This is a genomic window from Devosia ureilytica, from assembly GCF_024273195.1.
GTDB lineage: Bacteria > Pseudomonadota > Alphaproteobacteria > Rhizobiales > Devosiaceae > Devosia > Devosia ureilytica.
Genome location: NZ_JAMZCU010000001.1, coordinates 347,932 through 370,964 on the forward strand (window position 1 = coordinate 347,932; position 23,033 = coordinate 370,964).

General features: G+C 61.0%; 20 protein-coding genes. 18 read left to right on the plus strand and 2 right to left on the minus strand.

Annotation, left to right across the window (positions count from 1 at the left end; all coding sequences use genetic code 11):
- Nucleotides 1–268 precede the first annotated feature (268 nt).
- The 15 genes from aspS (at nt 269) to NIM87_RS01825 (ending at nt 17,175) form a co-directional block, all read left to right on the plus strand.
- Nucleotides 269–2,059 carry an aspartate--tRNA ligase gene (gene aspS / locus NIM87_RS01755; RefSeq protein WP_254672908.1) on the plus strand — a complete coding sequence of 597 codons (1,791 nt, stop codon included), beginning with the start codon at nt 269–271 and terminating at the stop codon, nt 2,057–2,059.
- A gap of 151 nt (nt 2,060–2,210) precedes the next feature.
- Nucleotides 2,211–3,809, plus strand: a complete 1,599-nt coding sequence (locus NIM87_RS18680; protein ID WP_254672909.1) for an EAL domain-containing protein — start codon at nt 2,211–2,213, stop codon at nt 3,807–3,809.
- A gap of 134 nt (nt 3,810–3,943) precedes the next feature.
- Complete coding sequence (locus NIM87_RS01765; protein WP_269467857.1) at nt 3,944–6,271, plus strand: NADP-dependent malic enzyme; 2,328 nt, start codon at nt 3,944–3,946, stop codon at nt 6,269–6,271.
- Entirely contained in the window at nt 6,268–6,558 is a 291-nt protein-coding gene (locus tag NIM87_RS01770) for a Dabb family protein (RefSeq protein ID WP_254672910.1), read from the plus strand. Before NIM87_RS01765 ends, NIM87_RS01770 begins: the two co-directional genes overlap by 4 nt.
- Nucleotides 6,559–6,699: 141 nt before the next feature.
- Nucleotides 6,700–7,671, plus strand: a complete 972-nt coding sequence (locus NIM87_RS01775; protein WP_254672911.1) for a ribose-phosphate diphosphokinase — start codon at nt 6,700–6,702, stop codon at nt 7,669–7,671.
- 57 nt (nt 7,672–7,728) lie between these two features.
- The gene (locus NIM87_RS01780; protein ID WP_254672912.1) at nt 7,729–8,127 is read left to right on the plus strand and encodes an FtsB family cell division protein; all 399 of its coding nucleotides are present in this window, start codon (nt 7,729–7,731) and stop codon (nt 8,125–8,127) included.
- Between the two features lie 115 nt (nt 8,128–8,242).
- Nucleotides 8,243–9,262, plus strand: coding sequence for a pyruvate dehydrogenase (acetyl-transferring) E1 component subunit alpha (pdhA, locus tag NIM87_RS01785; RefSeq protein WP_254672913.1), 1,020 nt, complete (start codon nt 8,243–8,245; stop codon nt 9,260–9,262).
- Between the two features lie 6 nt (nt 9,263–9,268).
- The gene (locus tag NIM87_RS01790; protein WP_254672914.1) at nt 9,269–9,661 is read left to right on the plus strand and encodes a hypothetical protein; all 393 of its coding nucleotides are present in this window, start codon (nt 9,269–9,271) and stop codon (nt 9,659–9,661) included.
- Nucleotide 9,662: 1 nt separating this feature from the next.
- Nucleotides 9,663–11,054, plus strand: a complete 1,392-nt coding sequence (locus NIM87_RS01795; RefSeq protein WP_254672915.1) for a pyruvate dehydrogenase complex E1 component subunit beta — start codon at nt 9,663–9,665, stop codon at nt 11,052–11,054.
- A 12-nt stretch (nt 11,055–11,066) separates the two neighbouring features.
- Nucleotides 11,067–12,404: a pyruvate dehydrogenase complex dihydrolipoamide acetyltransferase gene (locus NIM87_RS01800; RefSeq protein ID WP_254672916.1), complete on the plus strand. Its 1,338-nt coding sequence runs from the start codon at nt 11,067–11,069 to the stop codon at nt 12,402–12,404.
- 12 nt (nt 12,405–12,416) lie between these two features.
- Nucleotides 12,417–13,064, plus strand: a complete 648-nt coding sequence (locus NIM87_RS01805) for an SGNH/GDSL hydrolase family protein (RefSeq protein ID WP_254672917.1) — start codon at nt 12,417–12,419, stop codon at nt 13,062–13,064.
- Nucleotides 13,065–13,088: 24 nt separating this feature from the next.
- The gene (lpdA, locus tag NIM87_RS01810) at nt 13,089–14,528 is read left to right on the plus strand and encodes a dihydrolipoyl dehydrogenase (RefSeq protein WP_254672918.1); all 1,440 of its coding nucleotides are present in this window, start codon (nt 13,089–13,091) and stop codon (nt 14,526–14,528) included.
- A 55-nt stretch (nt 14,529–14,583) separates the two neighbouring features.
- Nucleotides 14,584–15,624 (plus strand): Gfo/Idh/MocA family protein, encoded by a 1,041-nt coding sequence (locus NIM87_RS01815; RefSeq protein WP_254672919.1) that lies wholly within the window; start codon nt 14,584–14,586, stop codon nt 15,622–15,624.
- Nucleotides 15,625–15,774: 150 nt separating this feature from the next.
- Nucleotides 15,775–16,725: a lipoyl synthase gene (gene lipA, locus NIM87_RS01820; RefSeq protein ID WP_254672920.1), complete on the plus strand. Its 951-nt coding sequence runs from the start codon at nt 15,775–15,777 to the stop codon at nt 16,723–16,725.
- A 6-nt stretch (nt 16,726–16,731) separates the two neighbouring features.
- Nucleotides 16,732–17,175 (plus strand): type II toxin-antitoxin system RatA family toxin, encoded by a 444-nt coding sequence (locus NIM87_RS01825; protein WP_254672921.1) that lies wholly within the window; start codon nt 16,732–16,734, stop codon nt 17,173–17,175.
- A 173-nt stretch (nt 17,176–17,348) separates the two neighbouring features.
- Here NIM87_RS01825 and NIM87_RS01830 read toward each other — a convergent pair whose 3' ends face one another.
- Complete coding sequence (locus tag NIM87_RS01830) at nt 17,349–17,855, minus strand: CinA family protein (RefSeq protein ID WP_254672922.1); 507 nt, start codon at nt 17,853–17,855, stop codon at nt 17,349–17,351.
- On the minus strand, nt 17,856–19,046 hold the full coding sequence (locus NIM87_RS01835; protein WP_254672923.1) for a bifunctional 2-C-methyl-D-erythritol 4-phosphate cytidylyltransferase/2-C-methyl-D-erythritol 2,4-cyclodiphosphate synthase: 1,191 nt from the start codon (nt 19,044–19,046) through the stop codon (nt 17,856–17,858).
- 202 nt (nt 19,047–19,248) lie between these two features.
- Here NIM87_RS01835 and dusB point away from each other — a divergent pair, with 202 nt between their 5' ends.
- The 3 genes from dusB to ntrC are packed head-to-tail and all read left to right on the plus strand — an operon-like array spanning nt 19,249 to nt 22,807.
- A complete protein-coding gene (gene dusB / locus NIM87_RS01840) occupies nt 19,249–20,229 on the plus strand; it encodes a tRNA dihydrouridine synthase DusB (RefSeq protein ID WP_254672924.1) in 981 nt (326 codons plus the stop codon).
- A gap of 14 nt (nt 20,230–20,243) precedes the next feature.
- Nucleotides 20,244–21,362 (plus strand): two-component system sensor histidine kinase NtrB, encoded by a 1,119-nt coding sequence (locus NIM87_RS01845; protein ID WP_254673301.1) that lies wholly within the window; start codon nt 20,244–20,246, stop codon nt 21,360–21,362.
- Entirely contained in the window at nt 21,359–22,807 is a 1,449-nt protein-coding gene (gene ntrC, locus NIM87_RS01850; protein ID WP_254672925.1) for a nitrogen regulation protein NR(I), read from the plus strand. Before NIM87_RS01845 ends, ntrC begins: the two co-directional genes overlap by 4 nt.
- Nucleotides 22,808–23,033: the final 226 nt, after the last annotated feature.

Sequence of the window (23,033 nt, forward strand, 5' to 3'; positions counted from 1 at the left end):
AATCGTCAACATTCTTCCTAGCAGGTGCAACACGATTGCTCCACCTTCGATTTCCCTTGCGGTAAAGGCGCCAAAACCGATATGCCCCCGTTGCTTGACAAGCGAGGGCCGCCATGCGCTTTTCCCGCGCGTGTGCGCCGGACGTCCCGAAGGAATCGGTTCGTGCGCGCTCACGCTTCGTTGAGCATCGGATTCGTCCGAAAACTGCGTCGCACCTTTTGGTCCGATGCTCCTACCCGGCCTTTTTCCAGCATTTCCGAGACCTGACATGACCCTTCATCGCTACCGTTCCCACACCTGTGGCGCCCTCACGGCGGGTGATGCCGGCAATAATGTCCGCCTCAGTGGCTGGGTGCATCGCGTCCGTGACCACGGCGGCCTGCTGTTCATCGATCTGCGCGATCATTACGGCATCACCCAATGCGTGATCGACCCTGATTCCGCGGCGTTCAGCACCGCAGAAAAGGTGCGCTCCGAATGGGTTCTAAAGATCGATGGCGAAGTGAAGTTGCGCGACGCCTCAGTGGTGAACCCGAACATCCCCACGGGCACCATCGAGATTTTCATTCGCGACATTGAAGTGCTGTCGGCGGCCAAGGAATTGCCGCTGCCGGTGTTCGGCGATGCCGAATACCCGGAGGATATCCGGCTGCGCTATCGCTTCATCGACCTGCGCCGTGAAAAGCTGCATGCCAATATCGTCAAGCGCACAAAGATCATTTCGGCGATGCGCTCCGGCATGGGCGGCGCCGGATTTACCGAATTTTCGACCCCGATCCTGACGGCCTCGTCGCCGGAAGGCGCGCGCGACTTTCTGGTGCCGAGCCGCATCCACCCGGGCAAGTTCTTCGCCCTGCCGCAGGCGCCGCAGCAGTACAAGCAGCTGTTGATGGTGGCCGGGTTTGACCGCTATTTCCAGGTGGCACCATGTTTCCGCGACGAAGACCCGCGCGCCGACCGCCTGCCGGGCGAATTCTACCAGCTCGACCTGGAAATGAGCTTTGTGACCCAGGAAGACATCTGGAACACGGTCGAGCCAGTGATGACCGAGGTGTTCGAGCAGTTTGCCGATGGCAAGCGCGTCACCAAGGGCTGGCCCCGCATTCCCTATGACACCGCGATCCGCAAATATGGTTCGGACAAGCCCGACCTGCGCAACCCGATCGAAATTCAGAGCGTGACCGAGCATTTTGCCGGCTCGGGCTTCAAGGTGTTCGCCAACCAGATCGAGGCCGACCCGAAGGTGGAAGTCTGGGCGGTTCCGGCCAAGAACAAGGCAGGCGCCGAGCCGATCGGCCGGGCTTTCTGCGACCGTATGAATGCCTGGGCGCAGGGCGAAGGCCAGCCGGGCCTTGGCTATATCTTCTTCAAGGAAGGGCAGGGGTCCGGCCCCATTGCCAAGAACATCGGCGAGGAGCGCACGGCAGCGCTCAAGGCCCAGCTGGGTCTGGAAGACGGCGACGCCGTGTTCTTCGTGGCCGGTCGTCCCGACAAGTTCTACAAGTTTGCCGGCGAAGCCCGCACCAAGGTGGGGACCGACCTCGATCTGATCGACACCGAGCAGTTTGCCCTGTGCTGGATCGTTGATTTCCCATTCTACGAATGGGACGAGGAAGAAAAGCGCGTCGATTTCGCTCACAACCCCTTCTCGATGCCGCAGGGCGGGCTGGAAGCGCTGAACTCGGCCGATCCTCTCTCGCTCAAGGCCTATCAGTATGATGCGGTCTGCAATGGCTTCGAGATCGCCTCCGGGTCGATCCGAAACCAGGAACCGGAGACCATGATCAAGGCCTTCGAGTTGACGGGCAAGTCGCGCGAGGAGGTTGAGGAGCAGTTCGGTGGCCTTTATCGGGCCTTCCAGTATGGCGCTCCGCCGCATGGTGGCGCTGCCTTTGGTATCGACCGCGTGGTGATGCTGCTGTGTGGCGTGCAGAACCTGCGCGAGATCACAGCGTTCCCGATGAACCAACAAGCCGAAGACCTGTTGATGGGCGCGCCAAGCCCAGCCAGCGCCAAGCAGTTGCGTGAACTCAGCGTCCGGCTCAACGTGCAAAGCTGACCAAGGCGGTGTAGCCTGGATACGGAAGGGCGGCCTTTGGGTCGCCCTTTTTGCTGAGCCATGGTTAGCGCTGGTTAATCAGCATTAACGACCCGTTAAAACTTAACTTGCTAGTCAGGTAGGCAAGATTTTCCGGGTTCGGATTCGCAGTGTGAAGTCCAAGTTCTCCAATATCCTGATGCTGCTGGGCGCCGTTATGGCGTTTGTGCCCATTATTGCGGTGGACTACCTGCTCGACGCCTATGTTCAATATCGTGAAAAAGACTATGCGCAGTCGTATGTTGAGTCCGTAAGCTCACATATCAATGCAAGCGCGATGGATGGCGTTGCAGCCCTTCGCAAGGTGATTGCAGAGAGCCCTTCGCTTTGCACACCGACCTTCGTGACCAACGCCCAGACGGCGATAGAGTCCAGTCTCAATTTGAAGCAGTTTCTCGTCGAGAACCTCGACGGCGTGCAATATTGCGATGCCTATGGACGCATGGTGACCCATTCGCCGCTGTCGCAGCCACTGCCGGTGCCCGGCCTGACCGAAACCATGGCAGCGGTAAAGCTGGGCGAGATGGCCATGCCAGCGCTCAAGATTTCCCAGACGTTCGGCGAGACCCGCCGGGTTTCTGCCTTCGTGCCGCTTCTTGGTCAGTCTGAGGACGCGCTGTCGGAAACTATGTTTGACGCGGCCATGATGCGGGTGACGCTCACCAATGGTCTGGCCATTGTGGCTATAGGGGATCCTTCGGGGTTTGACCGGCGGACATCGAGCGCTGACTACATCAGTGCGCAGGGTTATGCAGGTCAATTTCCGATCAAGGTCGAATACGCGGTGCCCTTTGCCATGGTTCGGGCCGGCTATGCCGACCTCGATGTCATTTTCACCGTCATTGCCTGCCTGGCCAGCGCGGTGTTCCTGCTACTGAACCTGAGCTATGTTCGCCGCTCGCGTGTTCCAGCGTTCGACCTCGAACGCGCCATCGAGCGCAATGAGATCAAACCGTACTATCAGCCGGTGATCAATCTGCGCACTGGTGAACTCGTGGGCTGCGAAGTGCTGTGTCGCTGGGAAAAGCGCAATGGGCAGGTGATCCCTCCTGGCGCCTTCATCGATTACGCCGAGGTTACCGGGCTTGCCATTCCCATGACCGTGTCGCTGATGCAGCAGGTGCGCAACGATCTCGGCGATCTGTCCAAGCTGATGCCGGACATGAAGATCTCGATCAATCTGTTCGAGGGGCATTTCCGCGATGTGGGCATCGTTGAGGACGTGCAGGCGATATTTGGGCAGTCGCCCATCAGCTTCCGCCAATTGGTGTTTGAAATTACCGAGCGCCGGCCGCTGAACAATTCCATGACCACAACAAGCGTGATTTCGGGCCTGCATGCGCTGGGTTCACGCCTGGCCATGGACGATGCGGGGACGGGCCACTCGAACCTGGCCTACCTCGCCACGCTGGGCGTTGACGTGATCAAGATCGACCGGATTTTCGTCGATATGATCAAACCCGGCACCACGCAGGTACCCGTGCTGGACGGGTTGATTGCCATGGCCAAGGACCTTGATTGCGAGATCGTTGCCGAGGGCGTGGAGACGGAGGAGCAGGCGCTATACCTGCGTTCTCGTGGCGTGCTGCATGCCCAGGGCTATATCTTTGCGCCGGCCCTCAAAATCGCGGCGTACAAGGAGCTGGCGATGGCCCTGCACCAGGCCGGCAATCCACGACCGCAGTTGGAAGTGGTCGCCTCGGCGGCCTGAGTCGGAACCTGTCGCCAAGCTGGCGGGAACGCGCCCAATTTTGATGGTTCACCGCGCCTCAGTCTGCTGACGTCGCAATTTTGCCCTGGACTCGACGCCTTGAGCGTATCCGGCCTTTTCAATCCTTTGGATTGATGGCACCAACGCGGCCAAATGGCCTGCCGGGAGAGAGTTTCGTGTCCACAGATATCAATGAACAGCGCCGGGCCTTGCGTGAAGCGGCGCTGCATTTCCATGAATTCCCCAAACCCGGCAAGCTGGAAATCCAGCCCCTGAAGCCGCTGGGCAACCAGCGCGACCTGGCGCTTGCCTATTCGCCCGGGGTGGCCGCGCCCTGCGAAGAAATTGCCCAGAACCCGGAATCCGTGGCGCGATATACCTCGCGACAGAACCTGGTGGCGGTGATTTCCAACGGCACCGCTGTGCTGGGTTTGGGCAATATCGGCGCGCTGGCCAGCAAGCCGGTGATGGAAGGCAAGGCAGTGCTGTTCAAGAAGTTTGCCGGCATCGATGTGTTCGATCTGGAGATCGACGAGATCAATCCGACAAAGTTCATCGATGCGGTGGCGCCGTTGTGGCCGACTTTTGGCGGCATCAACCTTGAGGACATCCGTGCGCCAGACTGTTTTGAAATCGAGGAGGCGCTGCGCGAGCGCATGCCGATCCCCGTATTCCATGACGACCAGCACGGCACGGCGATCATTGTGGGCGCGGCAGTGCTCAACGGACTGGAGCTGGCAGGCAAGAAGATCGAGGACGTGAAAATTTGCACGTCGGGGGCAGGGGCCGCGGCCATTGCTTGTCTCAATGTGCTAGTGGCGCTGGGCGCCAAGCACGAAAACATCTGGGTGGCCGACAAGGATGGCCTGGTGACCCACAAGCGCAATGACGTCAACGACAAGTGGCGCGGGCAATTCCGGCGCACCAGCGAGGCGACCAGCCTTGCCGAGGTGATCGAGGGGGCCGACGTGTTCCTGGGGCTTTCAGCGGCTGGGGCGCTGAAGCCCGAAATGCTGGCGAAAATGGCGCCGAAGCCGCTGATCCTGGCGTTGGCCAATCCGAACCCGGAAATCATGCCGGAACTGGCAAAGGAAACGCGGCCGGACGCCATGGTTTGCACGGGCCGGAGCGACTATCCGAACCAGGTCAATAATGTCCTCTGCTTCCCATTCATCTTCCGTGGGGCACTCGACGTGCATGCGACCACGATCAACGAGGAAATGAAGCTGGCGGCGGTGCGTGCCATTGCCAAGTTGGCGCATGAGCCGGGGCTGGAAGTGTCGCCCTCCGGCGCGCCGGCGGTTTTTGGCCCGGAGCACATCATTCCCAATCCGTTCGACCAGCGGCTGATGCTGCGCATTGCACCGGCGGTGGCGCGGGCGGCGATGGATTCTGGCGTGGCCAAGAAGCCGATTGCCGACTGGGACGCTTACTTCGACACGCTAAACCGCTTCGTGTTCCGCTCGGGCCTGGTGATGAAGCCGATCATCGATCGGGCGCAGGGTCAGGGCAAGCGCATCGCCTTTGCCGATGGTGAGGACGAGCGTGTGCTGCGGGCCGCGCAGGTGCTGCTCGAAGAGGGTATTGCCCGTCCGGTGCTGATCGGCCGTCCCGCGGTGCTTGAAGCGCGCATCGAACGTTTCGGTCTCTCCATCAAGGCGGGCAGGGACTTTGAAATCATCAATCCCGAGGACGATCCGCGTTACCGCGACTATGTGAGCCTGTTCCATTCGCTGGTGGGCCGCAATGGCGTGACGCCGGACACGGCCCGTACCATCGTTCGCACCAATACCACGGTGATTGGTGCCCTGGCGCTGAAGCGCGGCGATGTGGATGCGATGCTGTGCGGATTGCAGGGGCGCTATATCAAGCATGTGCGCGACATCGGATCGGTGCTGGGGCTGCAGGACGGCGTTACCGAGGCTTCGGCGCTGTCGATGCTGATCATGCCGCGCGGCGCGTTCTTCCTCACCGATACCTATGTGAGCCAGAACCCCAGCGCCGACGAAATCGTGTCAATCACGCTCCAGGCGCGCGATCACCTCAAGCGCTTCAATATTGAGGCCAAGGCGGCGCTGCTGAGCTATTCGAACTTCGGGTCGCGCGATGGCGACAGCGCCTACAAAATGCGCGAGGCCTATGCCAAGCTCAAATCCATTGCGCCGGACATGATCGTGGAAGGCGAGATGCAGGGTGACCTGGCGCTCAGCGAGGCGCTGCGCGAGCGCTACATTCCAGACACAGTGCTCAAGGGCGAAGCCAATCTGCTGGTGTTCCCGGACCTCGATGCGGCCAATCTCTCCATGACGCTGCTCAAGGAAATGAACAATGCCCTGGCTGTTGGGCCGATCCTGATGGGGATGAAGGCGCCGGCGCACATTCTGGCGCCCTCAGTGACCAGTCGCGGCATCGTCAATATGGCGGCCATCGCGGCCAATGAAGCTATCGGAGCGGGCAAATGATCCGACACAGTGTGGTGTTCTCGCTGCGGCACGCGGGAGGATCGACGGAGGAGCGAGACTTTCTGGAGGCGGCGATGGTGCTGTCCACTATTCCCGGCGTCGAAAAGTTCGAGCGTTTGAGGCAGGTTAGCCCCAAGGCGGATTTCGACTTCGGCTTTGCCATGGAATTTGCAGATCAGGCTGCCTATGACGCCTACAATGTCCACCCTGATCATGTGGCGTTCGTGCGTGACAGATGGATACCGGAGGTGGAGCGGTTCCAAGAGATCGACACGGTGGCGCTCTAGGACTTCGTCCGGTCGCGGTCTCCCATCGCAAAACCGTCGCCCCCTGGCCTGAGGGCTCTGGTCACAAGGTGATCGCTTGCTTGCGGGTGATGGTGCCTTGCGCTATTGACGGGCACCGTCGCCAGAAGCCGAGGATGCGCCATGAACCCGATTGCCGTGTTCGCAGGGAGTTCGCATCCGCAGCTTGCGCAGGAGATCTGCATCCAGCTTGGCGTGCCGCTACAACCAACGTCGGTCAAACGCTTCTCCAATGACTGTCTCGAAGTGCAATTGCAGGCCAATTGCCGCGAGCAGGACGTGTTTTTGATCCAAACACTGAGCGGGCCGGTGCAGGATCATCTGGTAGAACTTCTGCTGATGCTGGACGCAGCTCGGGGCGCCTCGGCGGCGCGCATTACCGCCGTCATTCCGCACTATGCCTATGCGCGATCCGACAAGAAGGACGCGCCGCGCATTTCCATCGGCGGAAGACTGGTGGCGGACCTGCTAGCGACCGCTGGCGCCAATCGCGTGGTGACAATGACGCTGCACTCGCCGCAGGTGCATGGGTTTTTCAGCGTCCCAGTAGATCACCTGCATGCGCTCGGCGAGCTTGCTGCCTATTTCCAGCGCTATGATTTGAGCAATGCGGTGGTGGTTTCGCCGGACTTGGGCAATGCCAAGGCGGCTGCTGCCTTTGCGCGACGCCTGGGTACGCCGGTGGCGGCGGGCGCCAAGGAGCGGATCAGCGATACCAAAGTGCATATTTCCGCAATCATCGGCGACGTTCGCGGGCGGGACGTGATCGTGCTGGACGATGAAATCGCCAGCGGCGGCTCGATGATCGAGCTGCTGGCGCATCTAAGGAGCAATGGTGTGCGCTCGATCCGCATTGCCTGCACCCATGGTATTTTCGCTGGCTCGGCGCTGGAGCGGCTGTCGGCCGAGGCTGATTTGAGCGAGATCGTCTGCACCAATACGCTGCCCATTGCCGGGCATCAGCTGAGCGACAAGGTGACTGTGCTTTCTGTCGCGCCGGCCCTGGCCGAAGCTATGCGGCGGATCAACAATGGCGAGTCGGTGAGCGCGCTGTTCCACGATGTCCCAAAGGGCGACCGGGCCGCTGCAGAATAGGAAACCGGGCATTAATCCCTTGTACGGCATTGTCGGGTGTCTCGAATTGGTTCGCCCATGCCCACCCGTCTCAAACGTCCCCCATTCTGGCGTCCACTGGCCCTCACGGTGACCCTGCTCGGGTTCCAGGGCTATCTTGGATATTCGGCTATTTCGGGCCAGTTCGGCATCGAGAGCCGAGAAGAAATTCTGTCCGATATCGAGATTCTGCAGGATCGCAGTGCGGCTCTGCAGGCCGAGATCGATGCTTACAGGCACCGGGTTTCGCTGCTCAATCCTCGCCACCTCGATCCTGACATTGTCACCGAACGCGCCCGGGCGTTGCTCAACATGGCACATGCCGACGATATTCTCGTGATGGTGAATCCTCAAAGCGGTAAACCGATTTCCGGTAAATTCGAAGAATTAATCGATAATCAGTTAATCTCGATTATCGAAGCGGATTCAACGCTTTAATTCTGGTTTTGTTTAGCGATCCGGGCAATGTTATTGCTCATGCGCTTGCAGTATCATGCGCGAAGTGGCCTGATTGGCCAAAGCGGCAAATTCCCCGACCCAAGCGGAGTGTAGAATGGCGCGCAAGGCGACGGCCACCAAGGCCAAGACGCAGCCCAATATCCCCCAGTTCACTCAGGAGCAGGATCTCGAAGCGTTTCGCGAGATGTTGTTGATCCGGCGGTTCGAGGAAAAGGCCGGCCAGATGTATGGCATGGGTCTGATCGGCGGGTTCTGCCACCTTTATATTGGCCAGGAAGCGGTGGTCACAGGGATCACCATGGCCAGCGAGAAGGGCAAAGATGCCCAGATCACCGGCTATCGCGACCACGGACACATGCTGGTCATGGGCCTGGATCCCAAAGGTGTGATGGCCGAGTTGACCGGCCGCCAGGGCGGCCTGTCGAAAGGCAAGGGCGGCTCGATGCACATGTTCTCCAATGAGCATCGCTTCTATGGCGGCAACGGCATCGTTGGTGCGCAGGCTTCGCTCGGAACCGGCCTTGCCTTTGCCAGCAAGTACAAGGGCGATGGCGCCGTGAGCATTGCCTATTTTGGCGATGGCGCAGCCAACCAGGGCCAGGTCTACGAGAGCTTCAACATGGCCAAGCTCTGGAAATTGCCGGTCGTCTACATCATCGAGAACAACAAATATGCCATGGGCACCTCGATTGAGCGTGCGGCTGCCACCACCGATTTCTCGATGCGCGGCGCATCGTTCGACATTCCGGGCGAGCAAGTCGATGGCATGGATGTGCGCATGGTCTATGACGCGGCCCAGCGCGCCATTGAATATGCCCGTTCGGGAAATGGCCCCTATATTCTGGAAATGCTGACGTATCGCTATCGCGGCCATTCCATGTCCGACCCGGCGAAATATCGCACCAAGGACGAGGTGACCAAATACCGGCAAGAGCGCGACCCCATCGAGCAGGTGCGGGCGCGACTTATTGAAGGTGGCTCGGTCAGCGAGGAAGATCTCAAAAAGATCGAGACCGACATTCGCGCCATTGTCACCGAGGCCGCAGATTTTGCCACCAATGATCCCGAGCCGGCACCTGCCGAGCTCTGGACCGACATCACCATCGAAGCCTGAGGCGCGATGTCCATTCTGCTTGGCGTAGTCCTGCTGTTTGCGGCCCTGTCGGTGGCTCTCGCCGCCGGTCAGGCCATGGCCATCAGCCGGCTGGCGCCGCAGGTCGAATGGCGCGGATGGCTATTTGGCTGGTGGCGCTTTGGCGAGATCAGCCAGCGGGCGGGTCTTTCTGGTGAAGTGCAGGCGGCTGTTTATAAGCGCGCAGTGATTGCTGCAGTCGCCTTTGTCATTCTGGGCTTGGTGCTCAGTGGCTGGGTGGTCAATCAGCGCCCGAATGGCGCGGCCGAGACGACCTCAAAAAAATTGACGGGATGGCGGATCGATGCCGCTGTCTTGAACCTAAATTCCTCTATCCGCCCTGTGGCCTCCATGCCCGGCGCGATCCTCGTGGAGAGCTGATATGCCCCAAATCCTCATGCCCGCTTTGTCGCCGACCATGGAAGAAGGCAAGCTTGCCAAGTGGGTCGTCAAGGTTGGCGATACGGTGAAGTCAGGCGACGTTCTGGCCGAAATCGAAACCGACAAGGCGACGATGGAAGTCGAAGCCGTGGATGAAGGCACGGTCACCGAAATTCTGGTGGCCGAAGGCACGGAAGGCGTGAAGGTCAATACGCCCATCGCCATGGTGCTGGCCGAAGGCGAAAGCGCTGGTTCGGCAGCTGCGCCAGTTGCCGAGACGGCTCCCGAACCTTCCGAGGCGCCCGTCGTTGCCGCTGAAAAGGGTGCAGATGCCGTTGAGGCTGCTGCTGTTCCGGCTGCCCCCAAGTTTGAACCACAGGCCGATCCTGATCTGCCCGAGGGCGTCGAAATGGTCGAAATGACTGTTCGACAGGCGCTGAACGAGGCGATGGCCGAGGAAATGCGCCTCGACAAGGACGTCTTCATCATGGGTGAGGAGGTTGCCGAATATCAGGGCGCCTACAAGATTACCCAGAACCTGCTGCAGGAGTTCGGCAAGGATCGCGTCATCGATACGCCGATTACCGAGCATGGTTTTGCTGGCCTTGCGGTTGGTGCAGCCTTTGCGGGCCTCAAGCCGATTGTCGAATTCATGACCTGGAATTTTGCGATGCAGGCCATCGACCAGATCATCAATTCGGCGGCCAAGCAGCTGTACATGTCCGGCGGTCAGGTCAAGGCGCCCATGGTGTTCCGCGGTCCAAACGGCGTCGCTTCGCGCGTGGGTGCACAGCACAGTCAGGATTATTCGGCATGGTATAGCCATGTGCCGGGCCTGACCGTGATCGCGCCCTATAGCGCGGCAGACGCCAAGGGCCTGCTCAAGGCCGCCATCCGCTCGCCCAATCCGGTGGTGTTCCTCGAAAACGAAATTCTTTATGGCTCGACAGGGCTGGTCCCCAAGGTCGACGATTTCGTGCTGCCCATCGGCAAGGCGCGCATTGCGCGCAAGGGCGCGGATGTCACCATTGTGTCGTTCTCGATGGGCATGCGCTACGCGACCCAGGCTACCGAGAAACTGGTTGCAGCGGGTGTCGACGTGGAATTGATCGACCTGCGCACACTGCGTCCTATGGACAGCGATACGGTCATCGAGTCGGTAAAAAAGACCGGCCGTATGGTGACTGTGGAAGAGGGCTGGCCGCAAAGCGGCATCGGAGCCGAACTCTCGGCCCGCGTCATGGAAGCGGCGTTCGACTATCTCGATGCGCCCGTTATCCGAGTCACCGGCAAGGACGTCCCCATGCCCTATGCTGCCAATCTTGAAAAGCTGGCGCTGCCCAACGTTGATGAAGTGATCGCGGCAGTGAACGCTGTCACATACCGCTCGTAAGGGAGAACCGGGATGCCAATCAATATCACCATGCCGGCGCTCTCTCCCACGATGGAAGAGGGCAAGCTTGCCAAGTGGCACGTCAAGGAAGGCGACAGCGTTTCCTCCGGTGACGTGATCGCCGAGATCGAAACCGACAAGGCGACCATGGAAGTGGAAGCCGTAGATGAAGGCAAGATCGGCAAGATTCTCGTGGCCGAGGGCACGGAGAATGTGAAGGTCAACGCCGTTATCGCGGTGTTGCTTCAGGACGGCGAGGACGCCGGGGCCATTGGCTCAGCGCCCGCACCCAAGGCTGAAGCGCCGAAGGCCGAGGCGCCAAAGGCTGCTGGGCCTGCGGCCGCCGCCCCGGCGCCTGCTGCCAAGGCCGAAGCCCCCAAGCCCGCGGCTGCTCCGGCCAAAGCCGATGGCGGCAAGGTGTTTGCCTCGCCTCTGGCCCGCCGCCTTGCCAAGGAAGCCGGGATCGACGTTGCCGCCATTTCCGGCACCGGCCCCAAAGGCCGCGTGGTCAAGTCGGATGTTGTGGCCGCCAAGTCGGGCAAGACGCCTCTCAAGGCTGCCGCCGCCCCGGCCGCAGCTGCATCGGGTGGTACTGCGATGGCCGGTGGCCTTAGCAAGGCCCAGGTCCTGTCCCTCTACGAAGAGGGCAGCTATGAGCTGGTTCCCGCCGATGGCATGCGCAAGACCATTGCGGCGCGCCTCACCGAGAGCAAACAGACCGTTCCGCATTTCTACCTGACGGTAGACTGCCGGATCGACGCACTGCTTGCTGCCCGCGAGCAGATCAATGCGTCCGCGCCCAAGTCCAAGGACGGCAAGCCCGAGTACAAGCTTTCGGTCAATGACTTTGTCATGAAGGCCTGGGCTGTCGCGTTGCAGCGGGTGCCCCTGGCCAACGCCACCTGGGCAGGGGATGCGATCCTCTACCACAAGCGCAGCGATGTGGCCGTGGCGGTGGCTATTCCGGGCGGTCTCTTCACACCGGTTGTGAAGAGCTGCGACACCAAGAGCTTGCGGGAAATTTCCGAGGCCGTGAAGGACCTTGCCACCCGCGCGCGCAACAAGAAGTTGATGCCGCATGAGTATCAGGGCGGTGCTTCGTCGGTTTCCAATCTGGGCATGTTCGGGATCAAGGACTTCGCTGCCGTCATCAACCCGCCGCATGGCACGATCCTGGCGGTCGGCGTGGGCGAGGAGCGCGTGTATCCCGATAAGGGCGAGATCAAGATTGGTCAGTTCATGACCTGCACGCTCTCCTGCGATCACCGCTCCGTTGATGGCGCCCTAGGCGCCGAAGTGCTCGGCGTGTTCAAGGGCCTCATCGAAAACCCCGTGATGATGCTGGCGTAAGGAGCCTTGGCGATGAAGACCATTCTCGCCTATGGCGACAGCCTGACCTATGGCGCGGACCCCGGCGGCGGGCCTCGCCACGCCTTCGAGGATCGCTGGCCAACGGTGTTGGAGCAGGGGCTTGGTGGCAAGGCCCGGGTGATTGCAGAGGGCCTTGGCGGTCGCGCCACCGCCTATGACGACTGGACGGCGGCGGCAGACCGTAATGGCGCGCGCATTCTGCCGACGCTATTGGCCAGCCATGCGCCGCTCGATCTGGTCATCATCTTTCTCGGCACCAATGATCTCAAGCCGTTTGTCGCCGGATCTGCCGCCTATGCCGCGCGCGGTGCCCGTCGGCTGATCGAAATGACGCGCGCGCATTTTGCCGGTGTGGGCGAAGCTGTGCCGCAAATTCTCCTCGTGTCGCCGCCGCATGTGGTCGAGACGAGCAATGAGAATATGCTGAGCAATTTTGGCGGGCTCGATCACCTCATCCGCGAGTCGCAGGACTTTGCCCGGCACTATCGCCGCCATGCCGAGGAAACCGGGGTCGCCTTTTTCGATGCCGCCACGGTCGCCAAAGCCGATGCGCGCGACGGTGTGCATCTCGACCCGGCCAATACACGTGCTATCGGCGAGGGGCTGGTGCCGCTCGTCTCGAAAATCCTGGGTCTCTGACCCCGCATAATTCTGGAGGCCCTCATGGCTGACCAATACGATCTTCTCGTCATCGGCGCCGGCCCAGGCGGCTATGTTGCTGCCATCCGTGGCGCGCAACTGGGCATGAAGGTGGCCATTGTCGAGCGCGAACATATGGCCGGCATCTGTTCCAACTGGGGCTGTATCCCGACCAAGGCGCTGCTGCGTTCGGCCGAAATCTATGGCCACATGGGCCATGCCAAGGACTATGGGCTGACCGCAGAAAAATTCGGCTTCGATCTCGACGGCATCGTCAAGCGTTCGCGCGCCATTGCGGCGCAGATGAATAATGGCGTGCAGTTCCTGATGAAGAAGAACAAGGTCGACATCATCTGGGGCGAGGCCACCATCACCAAGCCGGGCGAAGTCAAGGTCGCGCCCAGCAAGAAGCCGATTGTCCAGCCGCAGGGGCCCGTGCCCAAGAATGCGCTGGGTGAGGGGACCTACAGGGCCAAGAACATCATCATCGCCACTGGCGCCCGGCCGCGCGTGCTGCCGGGCATCGAGCCGGATGGCGATAAGATCTGGACCTATTTCGAGGCGTTGAAGCCGGCCGAAATGCCCAAGTCGCTGGTGGTCATGGGTTCGGGCGCCATCGGCGTCGAATTCGCCTCCTTCTATCGCTCGATGGGTGCTGAAGTGACCGTCATCGAGCTGCTGCCGCAGATCCTGCCGGTCGAGGACGCAGAGATTTCGGGGCTGGCTCGCAAGCGGCTGGAGAAGCGCGGCATCAAGTTCCTCACCGAGGCCAAGGTCGCCAAGGTTGAAAAGACCAAGGACGGCGTGATCGCGCATGTTGAGACCAAAGACGGCAAGAGCCAGCAGATTGCCGGCGACAAGCTGATCTCGGCGGTCGGCGTGCAGTGCAATATCGAAGGGCTGGGGCTCGAGACGGTCGGTGTGAAGACCGAGCGCGGCGCGATTGTCATCGATGGTTACGGCAAGACCAATATTGAGGGCATCTGGGCCATTGGCGATGTGGCGGGCCCGCCAATGCTGGCGCACAAGGCCGAGCATGAGGCGGTCATCACCGTTGAAAAGATCGCTGGTCTCAAGGTCCATGGTCTCGACAAGACCAAAGTTCCGGGCTGCACCTATTGCGAGCCGCAGGTGGCCAGTGTTGGTCTGACCGAAGCCAAGGCCAAGGAAGCCGGGCGCGAGATCAAGGTCGGGCGTTTCCCCTTCGTGGGCAATGGCAAGGCGATTGCGCTGGGCGAACCCGATGGCCTGGTGAAGACGATTTTTGACGCCAAGACCGGTGAGTTGCTCGGGGCGCATATGGTCGGTGCGGAAGTGACCGAACTGATCCAGGGCTTTGTGGTGGCGATGAACCTTGAAACCACCGAGGAAGAGCTGATCCACACGATATTCCCGCATCCGACGCTGAGCGAGACGATGAAGGAAAGCGTGCTCGATGCTTATGGGCGCGCGCTGAATATTTGATGATCAGGCGGTGCTCGGCGCCGACGCGGAGCGTACAACCAAAGGAGTTATCCACATGGTCAAGGCAATCCAGATCGGGCTGGGACACTGGGGCTTCAGCTGGTCCAAGGATGTTATCCCCAAAGTTCCCACTGTCGAGATGGTGGGCTATGTGGATACCAATCCAGATGCCAGCCAGCGGGTCCAAACCGAGCTCGGGATTGATCCGAAGCTTTGTTTCGCCAGCCTTGAAGACGCGGCGAACCACACCGATGCGACGCTGGCGCTCTGCACCCTGCGGACAGAGGCGCATTATCCAGTGGTCAAGCGTTGCCTTGAACTGGGGTACAATGTGCTGGTGGAGAAGCCCTTCACCACCACGATTGCCCAGGGCAAGGAACTGGTGGAACTCGCCCAGGCGCAGGGCAGGGTGCTCATGGTCAGCCAGAACTATCGCCATCAGCCCGCGCCAATCGCGGCGGCGCAACTGATTGCCGATGGCAAGTTCGGCGCGCTCAACATGGTTTCCATCGATTTTCGCCGTCATGGCCCAAGCCAGGGCTATCGCTATTGGGATATGCCGGATCCGCTGCTGGCGGATATGTCGATCCATCATTTCGACCTGATGCGTTTTGTGCTCGGGGATGAGCCGGTCCGGCTTTCCTGCCGCACCTGGAACCCACCAGGCAGCCCGTTCCGCTTTGATCCGAGTGGAGTGGCGACCATCGAATTCTCCAAGGGTACCGTCGTCTCCTACCGCGCCAGCTGGATGAATTCGGGTCCAGTGACGCCTTGGGCCGGCGAATGGGTGATGGATGGGGCCGAAGGGCAGATCGCCTGGAGTTCGCGCGACCATTTCCGCGACAAGGCGGGCCCCGATGTGATGACGCTGCAGCCGCTCGACGGCAAGCGGGAGAAGGTCAAGCTCGACAAGGTGAAATTCCCCGACCGGACCGGCACGCTCAACGCCATTGCCGAGGTGTTGACGGGGGGGCAAGTGCCTCGTGGTTTCAGTTCGGGCCAAGATAATCTTGGCTCGCTTGCGCTGGTGCAAGCAACGATCCTTTCCGCCTCGCGCAACGGCGATTGGGTGGATATGAAGGAAGTGCTGGGCTGAGACGCCGCCGCATGGCGGCCCAGCACCAAGGTCGGCTTGAACCGGCCTCCCAGGGAGGCGATATAGGGGCAATCTATATGTGGACGTGTTTCCAGACGGCGAAACGATCCCCACTTCGCCGGGAAACACTGGTTCCCAGTCAGGACTGACATGGTCACGCTCATCGATAATGCGGCCAAGCCGCGCCACCCGGAAAAGGCCAACCGGCCCGACAGCACTGTGCTGCGTAAGCCCGACTGGATCCGCGTCAAGGCGCCGGGGTCTCCGGTTTACAATGAAACGCAAAAGATCGTGCGCGAGAACAATCTCGTCACCGTCTGCGAGGAAGCGGGCTGCCCCAATATCGGCGAGTGCTGGAGCAAGAAGCACGCGACCATGATGATCATGGGCGAGATCTGCACCCGCGCCTGCGCCTTCTGCAACGTGCGCACGGGTCTGCCAACGGCCCTCGATCCGAACGAGCCTGAGAACGTCGCGATCGGGGTCGAAAAACTCGGCCTAGAACATGTCGTCATCACCTCGGTGGACCGCGACGACCTTGCCGATGGTGGCGCGCAGCACTTCGCCGACGTGATCCTGGCCATCCGTGCCCGCAACCCCAGGACGACCATCGAAATCCTCACGCCGGACTTCCTGCGCAAGGACGGTGCCCTTGAAATCGTCGTGGCGGCCAAGCCGGACGTGTTCAACCACAACCTCGAAACGGTGCCATCGAAATATTTGAAGGTGCGTCCCGGCGCGCGCTATTTCCACTCGATCCGGCTTTTGCAGCGGGTCAAGGAGCTTGACCCCTCCATATTCACCAAGTCCGGTATCATGGTGGGCCTGGGGGAAGAGCGCAATGAAGTGCTTCAGCTCATGGACGACCTGCGGTCGGCCGAGGTCGATTTCCTGACCATCGGGCAATATCTGCAGCCTACCAAGAAGCACTATCCGCTGCAGCGTTTTGTGACGCCCGAAGAGTTCAAGTCCTTCGCGACGGTGGCGACCGCCAAGGGCTTCCTGCTCGTCTCTTCGAGCCCGCTCACCCGTTCATCGCATCATGCCGGTGAGGATTTCGCGCGCCTCAGGGCCAACCGCATGGCCAAGCTCGGGCACTGATCCAGGATGAAGCGTTTTTACGAACGACATGTGCCGCACCTACCGGAGCGGATGTACGAGATTGTCTCCGATCTCAACGACTATCCGCGCTTTGTGCCCAATTGTCAGGCCATGCAGGTTCGCCCTGATCCTGCTTCGGGCAGCAAGGATGTGCGGCTTGCACGCATGACCATTTCCTTCGGCCCGATTACTCAAGCGTATACCAGCCGTGTGACGCTTGATCCTGTAGCGCGCACCATCCGCGCCAAGGCCGTGGACGGTCCCTTTGCCTATCTCGACTCGGTCTGGAGTTTCGAACCCGAAGGGCAGGGCACGCGCGTACGCTTCGAGATCGACTTCAAAATTTCCAATCTGCTGATCGCGGCCGTGGCCGAACCGGCCTTTGCCGCCAAGCAGGAGGAAATCATGCGTGCCTTCTGCGACGAAGCGGACCGGCGGTTTGGGGACTGATTTCAAAAATCTTTCCGCACTATGCCATGCCGAAACGCCGGTAGACCAAGCGGCCGCCCCAAAGGATAGGTAAGAGACGAAACGCAAACCGTCTCTGGGTGCTGGCCATACGCGCGTAGCGCGTGTGGCCTTCTCGCCTCAGATCTCTCCACTGGAGAGAATTGCCCTCCCGCTCAGGGGCCAGGCGGATTGCTCGAAAGCACCTGCAGCACCAGGTCCAGCGCCGCATCAACGGTGGCCTTACGGATGCCGTCGCGGCCGATATCGCCAAAGTTGTGTTCAATGACGACAGTGGCCAGTTCTGACGAAACCGCCACATAGACGAGCCCAACCGGCTTTTTTTCCGTGCCGCCATCGGGCCCGGCAATGCCGGTTGCCGCCACGGCGAAATCGACGCGGGCGGTGTTGCGAGCGCCATCGGCCATGGCACGGGCGACTTGGTTACTGACGGCGCCATAGTCGCCGATGAGGCGAGGCTGCACCTGAATCATGCGGGATTTTGCCGAATTGGCATAGGTGATGTAGCCGCCATAAATAGCCGCCGAGGCACCGGGGATGTCGGTGAGGGCCGATGCGATCATGCCGCCCGTGCAGCTCTCGGCGGTCACCAGGGTCTGGCCACGCTCAGCCAGGATGTCGATGATCTGCTTGCCCGCAGAGGGTTTTGCCTTGCTTGCCATTCAATCGACCCTCGGAAGTTCCACGCTTGCACTCGCCATAGCCACGATGCCTTCCTCCCGCCCGATGAACCCGAGCTTTTCATTGGTTGTTGCCTTGACCGCCACGCGGCTGGCCGAAATGCCGAGAGTCTCGGCAATGACAGCGCACATGGCAGGGGCGTGCGTGGCAATCCTGGGAGCTTCCGCAACGATTGTCACGTCGAGATTGACAATACGCCCGCCACGGGCGGCCACAAGGGTGCCTGCGTGACGCAGGAAGATGGTGGAAGCTGCGCCCTTCCACTGATTGTCGCTGGGCGGAAAATGCACGCCGATATCGCCTTCGCCGATGGCGCCCAGGATGGCGTCGGTGAGGGCATGAAGCGCCACATCGGCATCCGAGTGGCCATGCAATTTGGCGCTGTGCGGGATTTTGACGCCGCAGAGCCAGACAGCATCACCCGGAGCAAAGGGGTGGACATCATAGCCAGTGCCAATGCGGGTCTCGAACCCCGTGTCTGCCATGACGATGCGCTCCGCTCGGATGAAATCTTCGGGGTGGGTGATCTTGATGTTGTTGCGCTCGCCCTCGACCATGGCGACGCGAAGTCCGGCCCATTCGGCAATCTCGGCGTCATCGGTGAATTCGCGCCGAACGGTGCCGGCGCGCATATGGGCCGAGAAAATCTGGCCGAAGCGAAATCCCTGAGGGGTTTGCGCGGCAAAGAGCTGGCGCCGGTCTTCTGTGGTGGCAACCAGATCACCGTCGAGCGAGCGCTTGATAGTGTCGGTCACCGGCAAGGTGGGCAGGGCGCCATCGTGCTGGTCAAGGGCCGTGGTGACGCGCGTGATCAACTCGAGCGAGGCAAAGGGCCGCGCCGCATCGTGGATCAGGACCCGGTCAGGACGGAGGGGGCCCAGGGCCTTCAGGCCTTCCAGGACCGAGCTTTGGCGCGTGGCGCCGCCATGAACCGCGGGCATGAGCCGCGCGTCCGCCAGACCGAGAGCCGAATAGCGCTCGGCGTGATCGGCATGGATGACCGGAACCACATGAGTGATCGCCGGGAGGGACAGGAAGGCAGCAATGGTGCGGGATAGCACTGGCTGTCCGGCAACCAGGCGATATTGCTTGGGATCAGTGGCGCCTCCAGCCCCGGCGCGCTCGCCTTTGCCGGCGGCGACAATGATGACAGCTATGGATTTTGAACGCATGGCGATATAGGCACTTCGATCCGAAACTGTCGTCGTCGCTTACGGTCTAGCCGCCGCCCCGCCATGCGGCAAGAGCGGGGCTGATATCCGGCGCTGCGACAGTGCGAAGCGGTTGCGCGCCCAATGAAAATGATTATTGTGCGGGCACCATTGCCAAATTGAACATTTCTGGGGCAACTCTTTGGAAGACAGTGCCTGTGCATTGAGCATCGGAGGGCATGCCATTCGCAATCGTGCCTTTCTGGCGCCGATGGCGGGCATAACCGATCGACCGTTTCGCGATATTGCCGAACGCTTTGGCGCCGGCATGGTCGTATCCGAAATGGTTGCCAGCTCCGCCCTGACCACCGGTCATGAAGGCATGGTGCGCAAGCTGACGCGCGCCGGACATCTGCCGCATATGGTGCAGCTCGCCGGTTGCGAGCCACAGTGGATGGCCGAGGGCGCGCGGATCGCCGAGGCGGCGGGCGCCGATATCATCGACATCAATTTCGGTTGCCCCGCCAAGCGGGTGACCAATGGCTATGCTGGCTCGGCGCTGATGCGGGTGCCGGACCAGGCACTAAGCATTGTCGAAGCCGTCGCGGGAGCCACCAACAAGCCCGTAACGGTCAAGATGCGGCTCGGTTGGGACGACGACAGCCTCAATGCGGCGCAGATTGCGCAATTGGCGGTCAGTGCCGGGGCGCAGATGATCACCGTTCATGGTCGCACCCGGCAGCAATTCTACAAGGGTACGGCTCGCTGGTCACTGGTGCGCGGCGTGGTCGATGCCGTCGATGTACCGGTGGTGGTCAATGGCGACATTGTCGATCTCGCCAGTGCTCGACAAGCACTGAAAGAATCGGGGGCCGCAGCCGTCATGCTGGGGCGTGGCGCGCAGGGGCAGCCCTGGCGCGTTGGACAGATTGGTGCGGCATTGGCCGGCGAAGAGGTTGAGCCCGCGCCCTTGGGCGCAGAACTGATCGAACTGGTGCAGCTTCACTATGAAGAGATGCTGCTGGACTATGGCCGCGAAGTCGGTTCACGCGCGGCGCGCAAGCATCTGGACTGGTATGCCGAGGCCGCCGGGCTGGCACTCGACAAGCCGACGCGCAAGACGCTGCTCGACAATGACAACACAAAAGAGGTGCTGGCTTTGATCGGCACCCTGTTTTCCGGTGAGTGGAGGACTGCGGCGTGAGCAGTGCAGTGCTGATGGACTTGGACTCGGTGCCAGCGCGGGCGGTTTTGCAGGCTTTGCCGCAACCCATTCTCGTGCTCGACGAGGCGCGGCGCATCCAGTTCGTCAATTACGCCGCCGAGGCGTTCTTTGGCGCGTCGTTGAGCGTGCTGACGCGGCAGTCACTGGACGATCTCATCGCCTTTGGGTCTCCCATCATTTCGCTGGTGGAAACCGTGGTGCAACGGCGGGCGCCGATGACCGAGTACCGAGTGCGGGTCGGCTCATCGCGGTTCGGCGACGAACGCATTGCCGACGTCTTTGCCAGCCCGATTTCCGACACCGACGGGCGGGTGGCGATGTTGATCCAGGAGCGCACCATGGCCGACAAGATCGACCGGCAGATGGTGTCGCGCGGGGCAGCACGCTCGGTGACAGGCCTGGCCTCGATGCTGGCCCATGAAATCAAGAACCCGCTGTCCGGCATTCGCGGTGCCGCGCAATTGCTTGAGCAATCGGTTCCGTCCGAAGAAGTGCCGCTGGCGCGGCTGATCCGCGAGGAAACCGACCGGATCGTGGGGCTGATCGACCGGGTGGAAGTGTTTGGCGACGAGCGTCCACTGGAGCGCGAGCCGATCAATATTCACATTGTTCTCGACCGAGTGAAGCTGCTGGCGCGCAATGGCGTGGCACGGGGCATTACGTTCAGTGAGGAATATGATCCATCGCTGCCTCCGGTGTTTGGCAATCGCGACCAGCTTATTCAAATTTTCCTAAATCTGATCAAGAACGCCTCGGAAGCGCTTGAAAGGACACAGAAACCCGAAATTAAGCTGACGACGGCATTCCGTCCGGGCATTCGCATCAGCGTCGCCGGCGTGGCCGAGCGTATCTCGCTGCCGCTCGAAATTGTCATCGAGGACAATGGACCGGGTGTGCCGGCCGATATTCTGCCGTTCCTGTTCGATCCGTTTGTGACCACCAAGACCAACGGCTCGGGCCTGGGACTGGCGTTGGTGGCAAAGATCGTGGGTGACCATGGCGGCGTGATCGACTGCGACAGCCGACCCGGGCGCACCCGTTTCCGTATCCTGCTGCCTGTGGCCAGCGGTGTATTCCAAACTCCTGCCGACGAAGAGGGTTCGTCCATATGAGCCATGTCGTTCTGCTTGCCGATGACGATGCCGCAATCCGCATGGTGCTTAACCAGGCCCTGACGCGGGCGGGATATGAGGTGCGGCCGACAGGCAATATCTCGACAATGTGGAACTGGGTCAGCCGCGGGGAAGGAGACATCCTGATCACCGACGTCGCCATGCCCGATGGCAATGCCTTCGAGGTGATGCCCAAGATCAAGAAGCTTCGCCCCGAGCTGCCGATGATCGTGATGAGCGCCCAGAACACGTTCATGACGGCCATCCGAGCCTCGGAAGTGGGCGCCTATGAATATCTGCCCAAGCCGTTCGACATCACCGAAGTGCTCTCGGTGGTGGCGCGCGCTCTGGCTGACGCCAAGAAGCCGACCAATGCCGAACGCAAGGCGGAGGAGCCGGGCGAAACCATGCCGCTGGTGGGCCGCTCCACCGCCATGCAGGACATCTATCGCGCACTGGCGCGGCTGATGCAGACCGACCTGACAGTGATGATCACCGGCGAAAGCGGCACCGGCAAGGAGCTTGTCGCCCGAGCGCTGCATGACTTCGGCAAGCGCCGCAATGGCCCGTTCGTGGCCATCAATATGGCCGCGATCCCGCGCGACCTGATCGAAGCGGAACTGTTCGGGCACGAGAAGGGGGCCTTTACCGGCGCCAATACGCGCTCGTCAGGCCGGTTCGAGCAGGCCGAAGGCGGTACGCTGTTCCTCGACGAAATCGGTGATATGCCGATGGACGCCCAGACGCGTCTGCTGCGCGTGCTGCAGGAAGGCGAATACACGATGGTGGGTGGCCGAAGCGCCATCAAGACCAATGTGCGTATCGTCGCCGCCACACACCGTGACCTCAGCCAGATGATCCGGCAGGGTCTGTTCCGCGAGGATCTTTACTACCGCCTCAATGTGGTGCCAATCCGCCTGCCGCCGCTGCGCGAGCGCATCGACGACATTACCGATCTGGTGCAGCACTTCCTGCGCCTGGCGCAGCGCGAGGGCGAGCCGTCGAAGACGATATCGCCTGACGCCATCCGCCTTATGCAGAATTACAATTGGCCGGGCAATATCCGAGAACTGGAAAACCTGGTGCGTCGGCTGTCGGCGCTTTATGCCGACGAGCAAATCTCCGCGGAAATCGTTCAGAACGAACTCAACATTGTCGATCGGCCATCTGCGAACGCAGCCTCGGGGCCGATGGACATTTCCATGGCGGTGGAAACCCATGTGGGCCAGCTGCTGCGCGAATTTGAACCCAACCTGCCGCCAGCGGGGATGTATCAGCGGGTGATCGACAAGGTCGAGGCGCCGTTGATTGCCATGGCGCTGAACGCCTGCGGTGGCAACCAGATCAAAGCCGCCGACCTCCTGGGGCTCAATCGCAATACGCTGCGCAAGAAAATCCGGACGCATAGCATTGAGATCGTCAAGCATAGCCGTCGGGGCGCGTAGGGGCGGGCTGCTTGGCTGATTTCACCCAATGTTCCTGAGGAACTGGGTCGGAGCCTTCACGCCATTCGAGCATAGGCCTGATCGCCTCCATGGCGGAAATCGGTCCACCGGACCGCTTTCTCCTCGCCCCCCCAGGTGCCATTCGAGCACAGCTCTCATGGCCTCAGCCCCTAAAAACGCTCCACTGGAGCGTTTTTAGGGGCGTAGCCGGCCGGGGCTGAGTGTC

Bases quoted from the DNA above. Each gene is read 5' to 3' on its own strand.
- aspS (WP_254672908.1), top strand. From the start codon at position 269: ATGACCCTTCATCGCTACCGTTCCCACACCTGTGGCGCCCTCACGGCG.
- NIM87_RS01765 (WP_269467857.1), top strand. From the start codon at position 3,944: ATGGCACCAACGCGGCCAAATGGCCTGCCGGGAGAGAGTTTCGTGTCC.
- NIM87_RS01770 (WP_254672910.1), top strand. From the start codon at position 6,268: ATGATCCGACACAGTGTGGTGTTCTCGCTGCGGCACGCGGGAGGATCG.
- NIM87_RS01775 (WP_254672911.1), top strand. From the start codon at position 6,700: ATGAACCCGATTGCCGTGTTCGCAGGGAGTTCGCATCCGCAGCTTGCG.
- NIM87_RS01780 (WP_254672912.1), top strand. From the start codon at position 7,729: ATGCCCACCCGTCTCAAACGTCCCCCATTCTGGCGTCCACTGGCCCTC.
- pdhA (WP_254672913.1), top strand. From the start codon at position 8,243: ATGGCGCGCAAGGCGACGGCCACCAAGGCCAAGACGCAGCCCAATATC.
- NIM87_RS01790 (WP_254672914.1), top strand. From the start codon at position 9,269: ATGTCCATTCTGCTTGGCGTAGTCCTGCTGTTTGCGGCCCTGTCGGTG.
- NIM87_RS01795 (WP_254672915.1), top strand. From the start codon at position 9,663: ATGCCCCAAATCCTCATGCCCGCTTTGTCGCCGACCATGGAAGAAGGC.
- NIM87_RS01800 (WP_254672916.1), top strand. From the start codon at position 11,067: ATGCCAATCAATATCACCATGCCGGCGCTCTCTCCCACGATGGAAGAG.
- NIM87_RS01805 (WP_254672917.1), top strand. From the start codon at position 12,417: ATGAAGACCATTCTCGCCTATGGCGACAGCCTGACCTATGGCGCGGAC.
- lpdA (WP_254672918.1), top strand. From the start codon at position 13,089: ATGGCTGACCAATACGATCTTCTCGTCATCGGCGCCGGCCCAGGCGGC.
- NIM87_RS01815 (WP_254672919.1), top strand. From the start codon at position 14,584: ATGGTCAAGGCAATCCAGATCGGGCTGGGACACTGGGGCTTCAGCTGG.
- lipA (WP_254672920.1), top strand. From the start codon at position 15,775: ATGGTCACGCTCATCGATAATGCGGCCAAGCCGCGCCACCCGGAAAAG.
- NIM87_RS01825 (WP_254672921.1), top strand. From the start codon at position 16,732: ATGAAGCGTTTTTACGAACGACATGTGCCGCACCTACCGGAGCGGATG.
- NIM87_RS01830 (WP_254672922.1), bottom strand. From the start codon at position 17,855: ATGGCAAGCAAGGCAAAACCCTCTGCGGGCAAGCAGATCATCGACATC.
- NIM87_RS01835 (WP_254672923.1), bottom strand. From the start codon at position 19,046: ATGCGTTCAAAATCCATAGCTGTCATCATTGTCGCCGCCGGCAAAGGC.
- NIM87_RS01845 (WP_254673301.1), top strand. From the start codon at position 20,244: ATGGACTTGGACTCGGTGCCAGCGCGGGCGGTTTTGCAGGCTTTGCCG.
- ntrC (WP_254672925.1), top strand. From the start codon at position 21,359: ATGAGCCATGTCGTTCTGCTTGCCGATGACGATGCCGCAATCCGCATG.